The sequence below is a fragment of the Pedobacter sp. 05T44 genome (assembly GCF_056395985.1).
Genome location: NZ_JBFTKO010000001.1, coordinates 186,668 through 203,809, shown reverse-complemented (window position 1 = coordinate 203,809; position 17,142 = coordinate 186,668). Strand labels below are relative to the sequence as shown.

9 protein-coding genes are annotated in these 17,142 nt (G+C 39.2%); 8 read left to right on the top strand and 1 reads right to left on the bottom strand.

The window, feature by feature from the left end; translation table 11 throughout:
- The first annotated feature begins 1 nt into the window (after position 1).
- The 4 genes from AC1DDK_RS00790 to AC1DDK_RS00775 are packed head-to-tail and all read left to right on the top strand — an operon-like array spanning position 2 to position 5,203.
- Positions 2–1,522: a DoxX family protein gene (locus AC1DDK_RS00790; RefSeq protein WP_337715138.1), complete on the top strand. Its 1,521-nt coding sequence runs from the start codon at positions 2–4 to the stop codon at positions 1,520–1,522.
- 12 nt (positions 1,523–1,534) lie between these two features.
- Positions 1,535–2,467 carry a TIGR01777 family oxidoreductase gene (locus AC1DDK_RS00785; RefSeq protein WP_337715136.1) on the top strand — a complete coding sequence of 311 codons (933 nt, stop codon included), beginning with the start codon at positions 1,535–1,537 and terminating at the stop codon, positions 2,465–2,467.
- A 6-nt stretch (positions 2,468–2,473) separates the two neighbouring features.
- Entirely contained in the window at positions 2,474–3,907 is a 1,434-nt protein-coding gene (locus tag AC1DDK_RS00780) for a phytoene desaturase family protein (RefSeq protein ID WP_337715134.1), read from the top strand.
- 39 nt (positions 3,908–3,946) lie between these two features.
- Complete coding sequence (locus AC1DDK_RS00775) at positions 3,947–5,203, top strand: YeiH family protein (protein WP_048904555.1); 1,257 nt, start codon at positions 3,947–3,949, stop codon at positions 5,201–5,203.
- Between the two features lie 36 nt (positions 5,204–5,239).
- Here the strand turns inward: AC1DDK_RS00775 and AC1DDK_RS00770 are convergent, their stop codons facing one another.
- The gene (locus tag AC1DDK_RS00770; protein ID WP_337715133.1) at positions 5,240–9,232 is read right to left on the bottom strand and encodes a hybrid sensor histidine kinase/response regulator; all 3,993 of its coding nucleotides are present in this window, start codon (positions 9,230–9,232) and stop codon (positions 5,240–5,242) included.
- 205 nt (positions 9,233–9,437) lie between these two features.
- Here AC1DDK_RS00770 and AC1DDK_RS00765 point away from each other — a divergent pair, with 205 nt between their 5' ends.
- From AC1DDK_RS00765 to AC1DDK_RS00750, 4 genes are read left to right on the top strand one after another with little or no spacing between them, the layout of a single operon-like run.
- On the top strand, positions 9,438–12,449 hold the full coding sequence (locus AC1DDK_RS00765) for a SusC/RagA family TonB-linked outer membrane protein (RefSeq protein WP_477633752.1): 3,012 nt from the start codon (positions 9,438–9,440) through the stop codon (positions 12,447–12,449).
- A 10-nt stretch (positions 12,450–12,459) separates the two neighbouring features.
- Positions 12,460–13,989 (top strand): RagB/SusD family nutrient uptake outer membrane protein, encoded by a 1,530-nt coding sequence (locus AC1DDK_RS00760; RefSeq protein ID WP_288882388.1) that lies wholly within the window; start codon positions 12,460–12,462, stop codon positions 13,987–13,989.
- A 43-nt stretch (positions 13,990–14,032) separates the two neighbouring features.
- Positions 14,033–15,064 carry a glycoside hydrolase family 43 protein gene (locus tag AC1DDK_RS00755; RefSeq protein ID WP_477633751.1) on the top strand — a complete coding sequence of 344 codons (1,032 nt, stop codon included), beginning with the start codon at positions 14,033–14,035 and terminating at the stop codon, positions 15,062–15,064.
- Positions 15,061–17,121, top strand: a complete 2,061-nt coding sequence (locus tag AC1DDK_RS00750; protein ID WP_337715129.1) for a family 43 glycosylhydrolase — start codon at positions 15,061–15,063, stop codon at positions 17,119–17,121. Before AC1DDK_RS00755 ends, AC1DDK_RS00750 begins: the two co-directional genes overlap by 4 nt.
- The last annotated feature ends 21 nt before the right edge of the window (positions 17,122–17,142 follow it).

The window sequence follows — 17,142 nt, the reverse complement described above, 5'->3', positions numbered from 1 at the left end:
AATGTCCACATTAGAGATAAACCTGGATGCTCCTGCAGAAACAGCAGCAGCAGACAAACAAGAGCAGGAAGTAGTTAAAGAATCGCCTAAAACCGGCAAATGGAAGAACTATCAGAAAATAGCATTTCGGATAGGCTTTTTGTATATGCTTTTTTTGTGTATTCCCACTTATCCAAAGTTTTATGAAGAGCTTTTCGCTTTAAAGTTTTCGAAGATCACTTATCATGATTTTCAAGCCATAGTAGCGTTCTGGCCCCCACAGATTGTAACCATAGAATCAGAAGAAGGGGTGTTTGGGTTATTAAATTATATTAATTTGATTCTGCTATTTGCAGGATCTATTGTTGGAGGATTGATCTGGACAGCTTTTGATAAGAAATCCACAGAATATAGTAAGCTTTATTATTGGATCCGGGTACTTGCTCGTTATCGCCTGGCATATGGGATGATTGGATGGGGATTAAAGAAAGCTTTTCCGATGCAAATGGTTTTCCCTACAGTTGGGATGCTAAATACGCCATTTATCGATATGGCGGAGAAGAAGTTATATTGGTCGCACGTTGGTGTTTCTTTCTGGTATACTGTATTTCTTGGATTCGCCGAAATCCTTCCCGGACTGTTGTTGTTAAATAGAAAAACTTCTCCTTTGGGAGCGGCACTAGCGGCTGTGGTAACATTTAACATCTGTATTGCCAACCATGCTTATGATGCTGGTGTAGCAGTTCCTGCGGCTTATTTTGCCATTATTGGTATATTTATAGTGTGGTACGATTTACCTAAAATCTGGAATCTGCTGGTAAATGAAAAAGACATCTTACCTTACCGTTATCAGCCGGTTATCTCCGAAAAATGGCAGCGCAATCTCGCCGCAGGTGTAAAATGGACTTTTAATTTCTTGTTTGTTCCGGTTGCGGCTGGTTTGTGGGCATATGGTTTTTTTAACGGAAACAATTATAACATCCCGAGTACTCCCGGATTAGCGGGAGCAAAAGGCTATTATAACGTAACAGAATACAGGTTAAATAACAAGGTAGTTCCTTATACCCCTCAAGACTCCATACGCTGGCAAGATGCAACATTTGAAGGTTGGTCGTCATTAAGCTATAAAACCAATCGTGGGGCCATTGCCGACCGCATGATTGGTTATTCTCCGCTCCGTGTAAAGAATGATAAAAAGAATAATAGACTTAATCAGGTAAATACTCAAGATTCTGATCAGTTAGACAAGCTAAAGAAAAACCGTGACCTGGGGGTAACCAGATGGGAGGTTGGTGGTATGGCCGGTGAACGCAGGTACTTTTTCTATAAAGCAGATACAGTAAACCATATCCTTTATTTGCAGAACAAAAACAAGAATCACAAAGAAGAAACGCAAGTGTTGCACTACAGCAGGCCCACGGCAAATAGAATTATTCTTAACGGAATTAATGAATTTAGAGATTCTATTTATGTAGTCTTAGACAGATCTGATAAAAAGTATCCTTTGGTTGAAGGCCGATATAGTTCAGTAAAGGAATATTAAACCTTAAATTCAATGAGTAATAAAATAATTATAGCCGGAGGAACGGGTTTTTTAGGATCTGCAATAATAAAAGCCTTTCCTGATTATGAAATTGTGGTGCTGACCAGAACGATAAGGAAGAATGAACAGGATATCAGATATGTACTTTGGGATGCCAAAAACATAGGCAATTGGACTAAGGAACTGGAAGGCAGCAAGGCTATAATTAATCTGGTAGGGAGATCTGTAAACTGCCGTTACACAGATGCTAATAAACAGGAAATCATTGACTCGAGAGTGGATGCAACACTAATTATTGGAAAGGCAATAGGAGAATTGAACAAACCGCCTGAAGTATGGGTTAATGCGGGATCTGCAGCTATTTTTGGGAATTCTGGTGATGAAGTGAAAGTTGAAGATTCACTTACAGGAAGTGGTTTTTCTCCGGAAGTTTGTAAGGCCTGGGAGAAAGCTTTCGCTAGATATGATACTCCGAAAACGCGAAAAGTGTTTTTAAGAATAGGGATGGTTTTGCAACAAAATGGTGGCATTTTAAAACCATTCCTGAATATGGCTAAGTTTGGACTAGGCGGCAAAATAGGCACAGGTAACCAATACATGACCTGGATACATGAGCAGGATTTTACGGATCTGATTAGATATACAATCTTAGATGCTGATTTTAAAGGAATTGTTCATGCAGCCAGCCCTTTTCCGGTAACTAATAAAGAATTTATGAAAACGATCAGACAGTCTGTTAACATTCCCTTTGGGTTACCAAACCCTGCTATATTTATTAAAATAGGTGCTGTTTTTATTGGTACAGAGGCAGAACTTGTCCTTTCAGGAAGAAGAGTGGTATCGTCAGTTTTGGAAAAGAATGGATTTAAATTCAAATATCCCTACCTTCACGATGCAGTAACAAGGTTGTTAAACGAAAATAAATTATCATTAAGTAAGAAATAAATTATAGTGGGAAAACCAGATTTTGATGCAGTAGTGGTTGGTTCAGGGCCAAATGGTTTAGCAGCTGCCATAGCATTACAACAGGAAGGCCTGTCGGTACTGATTATTGAGGGAAAGAATGAGATTGGTGGCGGATTAAGGTCTGCCGAATTTACCTTACCTGGCTTTGTGCATGATGTTTGTTCTGCTATTCATCCGCTTGCAATTGGCTCGCCATTTTTTAATACACTTCCGCTTCAGGATTATGGATTGTTTTATACATTTCCAGATCTTGCTGCTGCTCATCCATTTGATGACGGTACGGCGGCTGTCCTGGGAAGTTCTATAGAAGAAACTGCAAGATTGCTTGGCGACGATGAACAAGCCTATCTTAAATTATTAAAGCCGCTTGTTAAAGACTGGCCAGATATAGCAGTCGATGTTCTTGGTCCTTTGCATTTTCCTAAACACCCCATTGCTATGGCTAAATTTGGATTAAATGCACTTACATCGGCAACTTTCTTAGCTAAAAGATTTAAAACTAAAGCCGCAAGAGGATTATGGGCCGGAATGGCAGCACACTCTATTCAACCACTGTCTAACTTAACAACATCGGCAATAGGGTTAGTATTAATGGCTGCGGCACATCTAAAAGGATGGCCTATTCCCGTGGGCGGATCAAAAGAAATTGCAAATGCATTGTCATCTTATTTTATTGCGTTAGGAGGTAAAATTGAAACGGGACGTTATATAAAATCTTTAGATGAATTGCCTTCTTCCCGAACGGTATTATTTGATGTAACACCAAAGCAATTGTTGCAAATAGCTGGTCATAAGTTTTCTTCCATTTATAAATGGCAATTGGAAAGATATCGCTACGGAATGGGCGTTTTTAAAGTTGATTGGGCATTGGATGAAGCCATTCCCTTTACTGCAAAAGAAGCACGTCACGCTGGAACGGTACATATTGGCAATACGCTGGAAGAAATTACCTTATCTGAAAAGCTTAGCTGGCAGGGTAAACATGCCGACAAACCTTTTGTATTACTTGCGCAGCAAAGTTTATTTGATACATCGAGGGCTCCGGAAGGAAAGCATACGGCATGGGCTTATTGTCATGTGCCAAATGGATCGGTAACAGATATGACTGAAACTATTGAAAAACAAATAGAGCGCTTTGCTCCCGGTTTCAGAGATAGGATATTGGCAAAGCACACCATGAATACCGCACAGGTGGAGGCTTACAATCCAAATTATATAGGAGGAGATATTAACGGTGGTGTAATTGACCTTGGACAGATTTTTACAAGACCAGCTTTACGCAGTTCACCTTATCGAACTTCTGCAAAGGGTCTATATCTGTGTTCCTCATCAACTCCTCCGGGAGGGGGAGTACATGGAATGTGTGGTTATCACGCCGCAAAACGCGCCTTAAAAGACGTTTTCTCTATCACAATTTAAAACAAAACAAACACAATACACAAATCAAACTAAATTCAAATGTCAGAAACTAAAAAACTAAACATTCATGAAGATTGGGTAGTAGTTATCCTTGGAGCATTAACAATCATTTTAACGCTTTCAGGACTGCTATTGCCCGTTCCAGTATTTAACTGGTCCAGCATAGCTGATCTCACCTCATCAGTACTTACAGCATCCAACCTTGGGTATATTGGATTGCAATTTATATTGGTAATCATCATAGCTGCATTGGGTTCTTTTTTAACAGGGAAATCTGTTAAAAGCGCAGTGCTAACCTTTCCATCTGTTTACGTTTTAACCATGATAGCGCTTGTGCTTGCAGGCAATAGCCAGGTTAAAGCATTGAATTTGGAAGCAGTAATTTTTAGTCTGGCTATTGGTTTGGCAATCAGTAACTTTTTTAAGTTACCAGAATGGTTTAAATCAGCTTTATCTACCGAGCTGTTTGTTAAAATAGGGTTGGTGTTGTTAGGTACAAGTGTAATCTTTTCTGATGTATTAAAGGCGGGCTCTCTGGGCCTAATCCAAGCCTTGGTTGTAGTGCTTTCTGTATGGTACTTTGCATTTTGGCTGTGTAAAAAAATGAAGATAGATGATGAGTTAACCATGATGATTTCCAGTGCAGTTTCTATTTGTGGTGTATCAGCAGCAATAGCTACATCAGGGGCCATTAAAGGCGATTCAAAAAAACTATCCTATGTGATATCCATGGTACTTATTACGGCAATACCTATGATGATCTTTATGCCTTATATTGCGGCCTACTTTCATTTTCCGCAAGCAGTTACAGGCGCATGGTTAGGCGGTAGTATAGATACAACTGGGGCAGTAGTCGCGTCAGGTTCTTTGGTAGGAGAGGAAGCGTTAAAAATCAGTACCATTGTTAAATTTTCTCAAAATGTATTGTTAGGTATTGCAGCATTTGCGATTTCAGTATACTGGACATACACACAACATCCTGCCGGAAAAGATAAAGAAAGTAAACCAACGCTTAAAGTGATTTGGGAGCGTTTCCCTAAATTTGTAATCGGCTTTATTGCGGCCTCATTATTATTTTCTTTCTTCATTACTCCAGAAGTAAATGCCGAAGTTAAAGGTAGCTTAAAGAACTTACAGGGACTTTGGTTTGTACTTGCCTTTACCAGTATCGGATTAGAAACCAATTTTGCGGACCTGTTTGGTAAGAACAGTAAGAAACCTTTCTATGCCTTTTTAATTGCACAAGGCTTCAATATTATCATCACTTTAATCATAGCATTTATACTTTTTAGGTAGTAGAAAAAGATATTGTATTGAGGGTGCATCATAATTTTATGATACACCCTCAGTAATAACTAAATGTTTTGATCCTGCATATTCAGACGGGGTCATTCCAAACTGTTTAACAAAACATCTTCCAAATTGCGCTTGCGAGCTAAACCCCGTCATAGAAGCAATTTTTAATATTTTGTAGTTTCCTTCAACTAACAATTCTGCTGCTTTTTTAAGCCTTGTTATATTAATCAGTTCATGTGGCGAAAGATTAGAGATCGCCTTTATCTTTCTGTATAATGTTGGTCTGCTCATGTTCATTGCATCTGCCAGCAGATCTACATCTAGTGATTTATTATCAATGTTTTTATTTATAATTTCATTTAGCTTTTCAAGAAATGCTTCATCGGCTTTATTGTATGCCATGCTTTTAATGTGCACCAAAGGAGAGCTGGCAAAGTAATTCTTAATCTTATCACGACTGGCAAGCAGATTTGAAATCTGGGTAAGCAAATGATCCGGAGAAAATGGTTTTTCCAGGTAAGCATCAGCACCAACTTCCAGACCTTCAATTTTAGACTGCAACGTGTTTTTTGCTGTTAACAGGATAATCGGAATATGCGTGTATTCCAGATTGTCTTTAACGGCCTTACACAATTCATAACCATCCATTACAGGCATCATAATGTCGCTGATAATTAAATGAATACTTTTTTGTTTTAAAACATCCAAAGCTTCCTCTCCGTTACCGGTCTGGATTACCTGAAAATCTTTAATCAATTTATCTGTTATAAATTCCCTGATCTCAATGTTGTCTTCAACCAGTAAAATAACAGGAGATTCTATGTTTTTATTTTCTTGTGTAACCTCCCTAACTACTGGTAATTCATCTGGCAGGTCGTCATTTATTTTAAATTCTCTTTCATGATGCTTAGGTAAAACAAGAGAGAATACATTCCAAATGCCATCATTAGTCCTAAGTTGCAATGTTCCCTCATGTAGTTCTGCCAATGAACGGGCTAAGGGTAAACCTATTCCTGTACCTCTTTGATTTTTATTGCTTTCCATTCTATAAAATGGCTCAAAGATTTTTTTATGCATGTTAAACGGAATAAGATCCCCATCGCTTTTTACTTCGATATCAAAATTATTCGGATCTGAATTTAAAGTAATAGCAATCTGTTCAGAGGCATATTTAACCGCATTGTCAATCAAATTACTGAGTATCTTATTTAAAGCTTCGGGGTCTGCATATGCATAAAGTGGTTTCTCTGGTGAATTAACAGTTAACCTAAGCTCCTTTTGTTCCATCGCTGATTTATACCTTAAGCAATTTTCTTCCAGTAACTTGCTCACGTTAATGTTTACAAAGTTGAGGTTAAACCCTTTAATTTCAGTTTTTCTAAAGTCCAGCAACTGATCTGTTAACTCAATTAACCGATTGGTATTCTTCTTCATGATCACCAGGTTATCCGTAATAGCAGGTATCTCTTCGGTCTTTTTCATTACCTCCTCTAGTGGTCCTTTAATTAAAGTTAGCGGAGTACGAATCTCATGGGTAACATAAGTGAAAAACTCAATCTTAGCATGATACAGTTCTTTCTCTTTTTTCGATTCCCACAATTCAATTTTGCGCTTATTTTTGTTGCTGATGCGTTGATGATAATAACGGATAGCATAGTATATAGCCACTGCAATTACTAAGGCATAAAATAAAAAGGCAAGCGGACTGGCCCATATAGGTGGTTTTATAATGATCTTTAGCTCAGTGATTTTGTTGCTCCACATACCACTGCTGTTTGCTGCCTTTAACTTGAATACGTATGTGCCAGGAAATAAGTTTGTGAAATATACCTTCCTGTTGGTTTTTAAATAAGTCCAGCTTTTATCCAATCCTTCCATTTTAAAGGTATATTCAGTCATTTCCGGCGCTGTATACCCCAAAGCGGCAAAGTCTATACTAAAAGTCGATTGGTCATGGGCCAGCTCAATCTCGTCTGTAAAGTTAATGGAGCGGCTTAAAGGAGAATTCTTCTTATTAATTTCTATCTCTTTATTATAAACCTGAAAACCGGTGATGTAAACCGGTGAGACAAATTTATTCTGTCTGAACTGATCGGGAAAGTAACTAATCAACCCTTTTACGCTGCCAAAATACATCCTTCCATTAGCATCTTTAAATGCGGAGCTATAATTGAATTGATCACTAAGAAGCCCATTCGCCTTAGTGTATGATTTAATTCGATTGGTAGCAGGGTTAAAGCATACCAGGCCTCTCGAGGTACTTATCCATAGATTACCATTCCTGTCTTCGAGAATTTTATAGAATACGTTACTCAGAAAGCCGCTTTTGCTGTTATACCTCCTAAAGTTTCGTTCCTTCTCATTAAACTGATTTAAACCATTTTCTGTGGCCACCCACAAACCTCCGTTTGCATCTTCAAACGTGCTGTTTATGGCATTGGAACTTAAACTTTTTCTATTATTTTCTTCGTATTTGTAATAACCGGATGTTCTATTGGTCGGATTATAAAAATAAAGTCCATCTCGTAAAGAACTTGCCCAAATAGTACCATGGCTATCTTCAATCAGATTTGAATAATGCAGGTTCCCGGGCACTTCGTTTAGCAAGGTGAAGTCGTTGCCCGCTCTATTGTAGCGGTACAAGCCAAATGATGTACCCACCAGAATTTCGCCCGACCGGGTTTTAAGCAGACTTTCAATAAAATTGCTTTTCAATTCATTTGGGGCTTGTCCGGCACGATAATGTCTGATCACTTTCGACGTTTTTATATCCATTACATCCAGTCCACGCTCAAAAGTTCCAATCCATAGCTCATCATCCACAACAAGTAACCCGTGAATGTTTGTATGTGATATACTTGTTTTATCTCCGGTAGGCTTAAAATGCTCAAAAACACCTGTTTTATGGTCCAATTTATTTAGCCCGCCATCTTCGGTACCAATCCAGATATTACCCTCTTTGTCGTTACAAATCTCTCTAACCGCGTAGCCGCTTAAACTGTTGCCTCCGCCCTGGGGGAAGAATTTGTCGAACGAAGTATATTGATTAGGGTAGTAGTTTACCCCTCCAAAATATGTTCCTGCCCATATTCCTCCTTCTTTATCCCGGGCTAATGTATATACCGCGTTGTCAGAAATTGAATATGGATCGTTAAACTTATTCCGCAGGTTACTGTATTTACCTGTTTTTATGTTGTAAATGAACAGACCAGATTCTGTAGCTATCCAGTATTCAGTGTTATCTTTAGTAATAAAATCCCTTGCATAGATGGGTGTTTGATCTGGGTTTGCAACTAAAATATCTTTGTAAGTGAGGGTGTTGAGGTCAAATGTTTTAATACCCTGGTTCGATGTCCCAATAAAAAAGAATCCTTTTCCCGTATCATGCAGTTTTTCTATCCAGGACGAAATCGTTGGCTTAGAATTAATAAATACATTATAATTTTCAAACGTATTTTTTTTGTCGTTGTATTTCTGAATAAACCCATCCGTTGTTGAAACCCAAACCTCATCATTTGCAGTAATAGTTAAAGATGTAGCTCCTGAGTATACCCTTTGTTCAAATGTGTTTAGCTTTTTAGATTTCTCGTTATATCTGCAAAGCGTTAAACCTGCTATATACCAGATGTTACCTTTACGATCTAGCTTAATATCCCTTATATCTCTGTTTTTCGTAGATTCAACAAGATCAAAACTTTCATTTAATGGATTGTATTTGTATAGCCCGATCAGTGTGCCAACCCAAATGTTCTCATTCTTATCTTCATAAAGGCTGTGTATAAAGTTATTGCCTATGCTTTTAGGATTGTCGGGGTCATTCCTGAAAATTTTAAAGGTATAACCGTCAAATCTGTTCAGACCATCTTTAGTTCCAAACCATAAAAATCCTTTTCTGTCCTGCAAACTGCAGATTACAGAATTATAAGATAAGCCGTTTTCAACCTGATAATGTCTGAAGGTATATGACTGTGCGAATGTTGAAACGACCACACCAATGAGTATGGATAATATCAATAAAAACTTGTTCAATGCTATTTTATATTGGTTATTATAAAGATAGGTTGAAAACCCCCAAAAAGGAACATGAATTCCTTATTTCTGCCATTATTGGAGGAATTGAGACAAATTGAACAACGTTTGATCAGTAAGATCAAATGTTAATTCCTCAATTAGCATAACAATTCATGCCGTTACGGAATGAGTTGAACCAACCAAATATAAATTGTAAATGAGCATGAAAAAAAAATTACACTTTAGCAAAGAGTTAAAGCTCTGCTTTATTCTTAGTTCATTATTTATCCTCTGTTGCCAGGCAGTATTTGCACAGAGCAACATAACTGGAACCGTATCAGATAAATCGGGACCATTAATAGGAGTTGGGGTGCAGGTCAAGGGAACATCTGCATCTACCACAACAAGTCAGAATGGTGCTTATACCATTTCAGTGCCTAATGCCGGAAATGCAGTTCTTGTGTTTTCTTATATCGGTTACACTACTCAGGAGGTTGCAGTTAACGGCCGATCAACCGTTAATGTATCCCTAGTTGAATCAGCTTCCGATTTAAGTGAAGTAGTAGTAGTAGGTTACGGAACGCAGAAAAAGAAGGACCTCACAGGTGCTATCTCTATTGTAAAGGCATCAGATGTTCAGAAAAGACAAGGAACTACTGTTGCAGAATCATTACAGGGTTTAGCTACCGGTATCAGAGTAAGGGGCGGTGGACAACCCGGTTCGGAAGCGCAGATCCAGATCAGAGGATTAAAGAACTTTGGGGCTAACAATCCGCTGTATGTAATTGATGGTTTGGTTACCAGTGCCAACCGCGACTTTAATCCGGCCGATATTGAATCCATACAAATTCTTAAAGATGCATCTGCAGCAGCCATCTACGGGTCGAGAGCAGCGAATGGCGTAATTATCATTACTACCAAAAGAGGTCTTGATGGTCCTATGAAAATAGAATTTTCAGGAAAAAGTAGCTTGCAAACTATTCCCAGGTATGATCTTGCCGAAACAGAAGAGTTTTCGAGATTAAATTTTATGGCTTATGATAATGCCAAAATAAACCGCCAACAGCTGGATCTAAATACAAATACAGATTGGCAGGATGTAGCATTTAGAACAGGAAATGTACAGGATTATAACCTAAGTTTCTCTGGTGGAAGTAAGGATGCTACCTATTTTGTTTCAGGTGGTTATTTTGGAAACAAAGGTACGGTAATCAGTACTGATTTTGATCGACTTAGTTTTAGAGTTAATACAAAAGGGACCAAAGGCATATTTACCATTGGTGAAAATCTGGCAATAAGCAGTTCCAAAAACAACGAGATGTCGGGTAACCCAATACTTGATGTTGTTCGTATGTTGCCTACTATACCAGTTTATGATGCCGGCCATCCGGGAGGGTATGGTTACGGAGACGAAGCCAAAGCCAGAACATTTGGAACTAATCCGCTTGCTATAGCGAACCTTGAAGATCGTATAAATCAAAATTTAAGAATCAGAGGTAATTTATTCGCTGAATTGCAATTACTTAAGCCATTAAAGTTCAGAACTAGTCTTGGTTACGAAACCAGCAGAGATCATTATACTTATTTGAAAAAGGATGGATTCTGGACACTTAACCAAGCTTATGACCCTGCAATACTAAATGAGAATAGAGGAGAGTCATCCACAGTCCTTATAGAAAACACACTTACTTTCAATAAAGAATTTGGCAGACATTCATTAACAGTTATCGGTGGACAGTCTTATCAAAAAGATAATTATGCTTTAATGTGGGGAACTAAGCGTAATATCTTACAGAACTCTACCACAGGTCACTATTATGATGTTTTAGATCAGGGAAATGAAGCACAAACTGGCGGTTACAGGAATCGCGCAGATCTCATTTCTTACTTCGGCAGGTTAGAATACAATTATGCCGATAAGTATTTACTAAATGCAGTTATCAGAACTGATGGTGTTTCMAGATTTGGGCCTGATTATAAATTTGGTAGCTTCCCATCTGTGTCGGGTGCATGGCGTATCAGTAAGGAAGATTTTTTCAAGTCTTCCTGGATTGATGATCTGAAAATAAGAGCTAACTATGGAACTTTAGGAAGCAGTGATATTGGTGCATATGAATATATGGCCTTTGTTAATACCTTCTCTGCAATTCCAATGGGGCCAAACCAAAATCTTCAGTCAGGTTCAACTCAGGTACAGCTTGCAAACAGGGATTTGCACTGGGAAGAAGTAACTCAGCAAAATTATGGTATTGATGCTGCTTTTCTTCACAACAAACTTTCAATCAGTGCTGAATACTTTATTTCAAAAACAGACGGAGTATTAATCCGCTACCCATTGCTTATTTCTACTGGTAATGATGGAGGAAATCCTTTTGTAAACGGTGGTATATTAGGTAACAGAGGGTTTGAGTTTACTGCATCATATGTCGAAAACTCAAGTGAATTTAAATACAATGTTACTGCAAACTTAACCACGTTAAATAATAAAGTACTGGGTTTGGGCTATAACAAGAACAAAACTTTTGTCGGCAATACGGTTACCGAAGTTGGTCAGCCAATTGGTATGTGGTATGTACTGCAAACAGATGGTCTGTTCCAGAATGCAAACGAAGTCGCTAGTTATAAAAATGCAAATGGTAAAGTTATTCAGCCTGCTGCTCAGCCTGGTGATATTCGTTATAAGGATAACGATGGTGACGGTGAAATCACAAATAAAGATAAAGTAGTTGTAGGGAGTCCATGGGCCGATTATGAGTTGGGTTTAAACATCGGGGCCGCATATAAAGGGTTTGAATTTTCTATGGACTGGTTTGGTTCTTTTGGCTCAAAAGTGTTTAACGGACCAAGAAGTGTAATGGATAACTTCTCAGACAATTCTAACTATCGCGCCGGTGTTCAACCATGGACTCCTGAAAATCCTAACACAAGTGTACCTCGCGCTTTTTATAGCAGTACCATCAATGCCAGGGGCGATACCGATCGTTGGTTGGAAAATGGAAGTTTCGCACGTATGAAATACATTGGTATCTCTTATAATATCCCAAATACACTATTAAAAAGAATAGGATTTAATAATGCTAAGGTGATTCTCTCCGGACAAAATCTGATCACTATCACTAAGTATACAGGACTGGATCCTRAATTTAGTAACGGAAGTGTTTTTGAAAAAGGATTTGACTTTGGTGCATTTCCTAACTTAAGAACAGTATCTCTTGGTTTAAACTTCGGATTTTAATATTAGAAACATGAAAAAGATAATTTCAAAAATATTAGTGCTTAGTGCACTCGTCCTGATGTTCTCCTGTAAAAAGTCATTGTTAGATCAGGACAACCCAAATACATTAACAGTTGACCAGTTCTGGAAAACTGAAAGCGATGCCCAAAAGGGTGTAAATGCAGCATATGCCATGTTTTACCAAAATGGTGGGTGGAACAGGTGGATTTATTTCAGACTGGATTTAACTTCTGATGAAGGATGGAGCAACAGTCCGTGGACTGAGCTTGGCGATTGGACCCGTTTCCAGTATATCAATTACAATTTCTGGGAAGGTAATGTGAACACTTACAGAGATACTTATAAGGCAATTTTCAGGTGTAATCAGGTATTGACCTATGTGCCGGAAATTCCTTTTGCAGATGCCAAAAAGAAAGCAGAAATACTTGCACAAGCTAAGTTCCTGAGAGGGTTTTATTACTATTACGCCGCTATATTGTGGGAGAACTTTCCTATTGTAACCACCATTCAAACACCAACAGATTTGCCTGCACAAAGCTCTTTAGCTCAGGTTTGGGCACAGGTAGAAAAAGACCTTACAGAGGCAAGCGCTGACCTGCCAGAACAATGGACCGGAGGTGAGATTGGGCGTGCTACAAAAGGCGCAGCACAAGCATTGCTAGGTAAAGCACTGATGCAACAACATAAATGGGCCGATGCTAAAACCGCTTTTGACTATCTTGTAACTGGTGCAGGAAAAAATTATTATGATCTTGTTGATTATAAAGATAACTTCAGAGCAGAAAACGAAAATAACAAGGAGTCTGTATTTGAAATTCAATTTTCTGATGTCAATAAATCTGCAGAAGGTGACGGGCCAAGTGCAAATGTGGGTAGTAATCGTGCTCAATTTTTTGCACCTAGAAGTATAGGGTGGTCAGATGGACAAGCCAGATTCTGGTTGGTTAATGAGTTTAAAAAAGAGAAAACTACTGATAATAAAATTGATCCAAGGTTAAGATATACCTTGTTCTACCCTGGTCTTGAAGCTGATTTTGGCGATAAGACTTATGGCAGAAGCTGGGAGTGGGGTGCTGATGAAGCCTGGTTCAAAAAATACTCACGTGACTATATGCGCAGTAATGAAGATTATTTTAATCAGGTTAACAACAGGGTAATTCGCTTTGCCGATGTTTTACTGATGTATGCAGAAGCATTGAATGAGCTTGGGCAAACTGCGGATGCTTATCAATACGTAAACCGTGTACGTACCAGGGTAAACATGGCTGGCCTGGCTACTGCATATCCTGCAATTGGTAACAATAAAGACCTCTTCAGAGAGCGATTGAAAGTAGAGCGAAGCTTAGAACTTTGTGGTGAAAGTGTTAGATGGGCCGATTTAAAAAGATGGGGTGACCTTGACAACAAAGCGAATGTAGATAAAGTTGCATTACGCGACCCCGACTTTAAGAATTTCGTTGTAGGAAAACACATCAGATTGCCATTGCCACAGGTCGAAGTAGACAATAACACTAACCTTTCACAGAACCCTAATTATTAATTCAGAAACTATKTTTTTAAGAAGTGTAACCATTATTCTGCTATTGCAAGCCGTAGTTGGTTGTAGCAAGAGCCAGAAAAAGTCTGAACCTGATAAAGACAAGCCTGCGCCTGCTATAACCACTTTCACAAATCCCCTGCTCAGCAGCGGACCAGATCCATGGGTTATCAGAAAGGATGGGTATTATTATTACATGAATACCCAGGGAACTCAGGTTTCTATACGTAAAACAAAAGCCCTTTCACAGTTAAGCAGGGCTGAAGTTACCGTGGCTTATAAAGCACCTGTATCAGGTGCAGATTCAAAGAATATATGGGCACCCGAACTACATTTTCTGAACAACAAATGGTACATCTATTATACTGCCGGATCTTCTGGAGATTTATCTACCCAGCGCATGTTTGTGCTGGAAAACAGTAATGTCGATCCTACAAAAGGTAGCTGGGTTGTAAAAGGACAGATAAAGGATAACAATGCTGATTTCTTTGCCATAGATGCTACGGTGTACTCCAGCAATGGTAAAAATTACATTATCTGGAGCGGACATATTTCAGCAACTGATAATACACAGCGATTATATATTGCCCAGTTAGCCGATGAACCATGGAAAATGGCTACACCAAGAGCAGAGATTTCTACTCCAACATACGACTGGGAAAAGATAGGTTTACCTCATGTAAATGAAGGGCCCGAAATCCTAACCAACAAGAATGGAAGAACCTTTCTGATCTTTTCGGCCAGTGGTTGCTGGACAGATGATTATTCTTTGGGTATGATTAGTTTAAAAGAGAACGGCGATCCACTGAAGCCGGCAGATTGGACCAAAACAGATAAACCGGTGTTTACTAAGAAACCGGAAAGCGGAGCTTATGGCCCAGGCCATAACAGCTTTTTTAAATCACCAGACGGAACGGAAGATTGGATTCTTTATCATGCTAATCCCAGAGCGGGGTTAGCATGTTCTAACGACCGTAGCCCACGGATGCAGAAGTTTACCTGGAATGCCGATGGAACACCAAATTTTGGTGAACCTGTAAAGATCGATACGCCAATCCTAAAACCTTCAGGTGAATGAGAGTAGTTATCCAAATCTGTACTATAGTACAATTCTGCGCACTGCTGTCTTTTGGCTGCGGTAAAAAGAACGAAACGGTTAGTGTTCCACAAAAACCATCCGTTAAAAGCCATATCGAATGGGATTATAATACCTTAAAAAAGGTCTCCTCATCTGCCGCAGGCGAAAGGTATTGCGGATATGCCAGGATGATTCAATTGCACGATCAATCGCTCTTAGCCATATATGAGGCCGATGGAAATATTGTTAGTGTCAAAAGTGCCGATCTGGGAGCGACCTGGTCGGCACCTGTTTCAGTTGCACAACGCGCCAATGGCACAAATATGTCTGTACCAGATATATTGGAATTAAAGGATCATTCCTTACTGGCTTGTTATAACCCAAGACCGTACGACATTTCTCCTTCCAGAAAATTTGGTATCCGCACCAAGAAAAGCTATGATGGCGGACTCACCTGGAAAGACGAGAAACTGCTTTATGAGGCAGGGTATGAATTTAAAAATGGATGTTGGGAGCCATCAGCAGTGCAATTGCCCAATGGGGAAATTCAATTGTACTTTGCTAATGAGGGAGACTACCTAAATTCCGATGAGCAGAATATTTCCATGCTACGTTCCAGCGATAACGGACAAACATGGACTGAAAAACCTCAAATTGTAAGTTTCAGAGCAGGGAAACGAGATGGTATGCCGGTGCCTCTATTGCTTAGCAATGGAAAAGAGATCGCTTTTGCTATAGAAGACAATGGCTTTGACGCATTTAAACCTTACATCATCAGAAATACTTTAAAAGACAATTGGGCAAGCACTGTAGATGCTGGCAGCGCCAACCGAAGCTACGCCCTGGCAGATAAAATTGCCGATAATATCTATGCAGGCGCACCTTATTTAAGGCAATTGAAAACCGGCGAAACCATACTTTCTTATCAAGGTACCGAAGGGCGTATCAATAAAATGGAATTTGCAGATATGAAGGTGGTTATCGGAGATGATGAAGCACGTAATTTCAATAGAAAATCTACACCATTCATTATCCCGGCAAACAAGTCGTGCTTGTGGAGTAGTGTAGCTGTTTTAAACGACAACACCATTGTTGCGGTAACCAGCACAAATGCCTATTCTAACCATTCCGAAATCTGGATGATAAAAGGACGTTTGGTGCAAGATCCTATAGCACTTGCCGATCCTACCATATTCCTGGATAACGACAAGTATTACTTGTATGGCACTAGTAGTGATAAGGGCTTTGAAGTATATGAGTCGTCAGATTTAAAGAACTGGAAAGGCCCTGTAGGTAAAAGCAACGGTTTCGCCCTTGTAAAAGGAGAATCTTTTGGGAGTAAAGGCTTTTGGGCACCACAGGTTTTTAAACACAAAAATGCCTATTACATGGCTTACACCGCTGATGAACAGATTGCAATAGCGAAAAGCGATAGTCCACTAGGGCCCTTCAAGCAAGAGCAGATAAAGTCGCTGTCTGGTATTGGCAAACAGATTGATCCCTTTGTGTACTTCGATACCGACGGTAAAACCTATATGTACCATGTAAAGCTTAAAGAAGGCAACAGGATTTTTGTTTCAGAGATGAAATCTGATCTTTCTGATGTATTGCAGGAAACCACCAAAGAGTGTATTAGCGGAGTGCTTCCATGGGAAAACACTGAGAAAACAGATTGGCCGGTTACCGAAGGGCCAACAGTAATAAAACATAAGAATTTGTATTACCTGATCTATTCTGCAAATGACTTTCGCAATAAGGATTACGCAGTAGGTTATGCCACTTCAACTTCGCCTATGGGGCCATGGAAAAAATATGCAGGCAGTCCGATCATAAGCAGAGAGAAACTAAAGCAAAATGGAACGGGGCATGGCGATTTGTTTACCGATAAAGCCGGAAATTACAAATATGTAATGCATACTCATCATTCTGCTACAAAAGTATCACCACGGTCAACCGGAATTATAGATGTAAAGTTTGCTAAAGGCGATGAAGCTGATGTGCTGCAAGCCGATGAATCGACATTTAAACTTCTTTTTACTGGTGCCGAAACCAAATAAAAACACCACATTTAATAAACA

What these genes read in the sequence shown, in the direction of transcription:
- AC1DDK_RS00790 (WP_337715138.1), top strand. Translation starts at nt 2, where the DNA reads ATGTCCACATTAGAGATAAACCTGGATGCTCCTGCAGAAACAGCAGCA.
- AC1DDK_RS00785 (WP_337715136.1), top strand. Translation starts at nt 1,535, where the DNA reads ATGAGTAATAAAATAATTATAGCCGGAGGAACGGGTTTTTTAGGATCT.
- AC1DDK_RS00775 (WP_048904555.1), top strand. Translation starts at nt 3,947, where the DNA reads ATGTCAGAAACTAAAAAACTAAACATTCATGAAGATTGGGTAGTAGTT.
- AC1DDK_RS00760 (WP_288882388.1), top strand. Translation starts at nt 12,460, where the DNA reads ATGAAAAAGATAATTTCAAAAATATTAGTGCTTAGTGCACTCGTCCTG.
- AC1DDK_RS00750 (WP_337715129.1), top strand. Translation starts at nt 15,061, where the DNA reads ATGAGAGTAGTTATCCAAATCTGTACTATAGTACAATTCTGCGCACTG.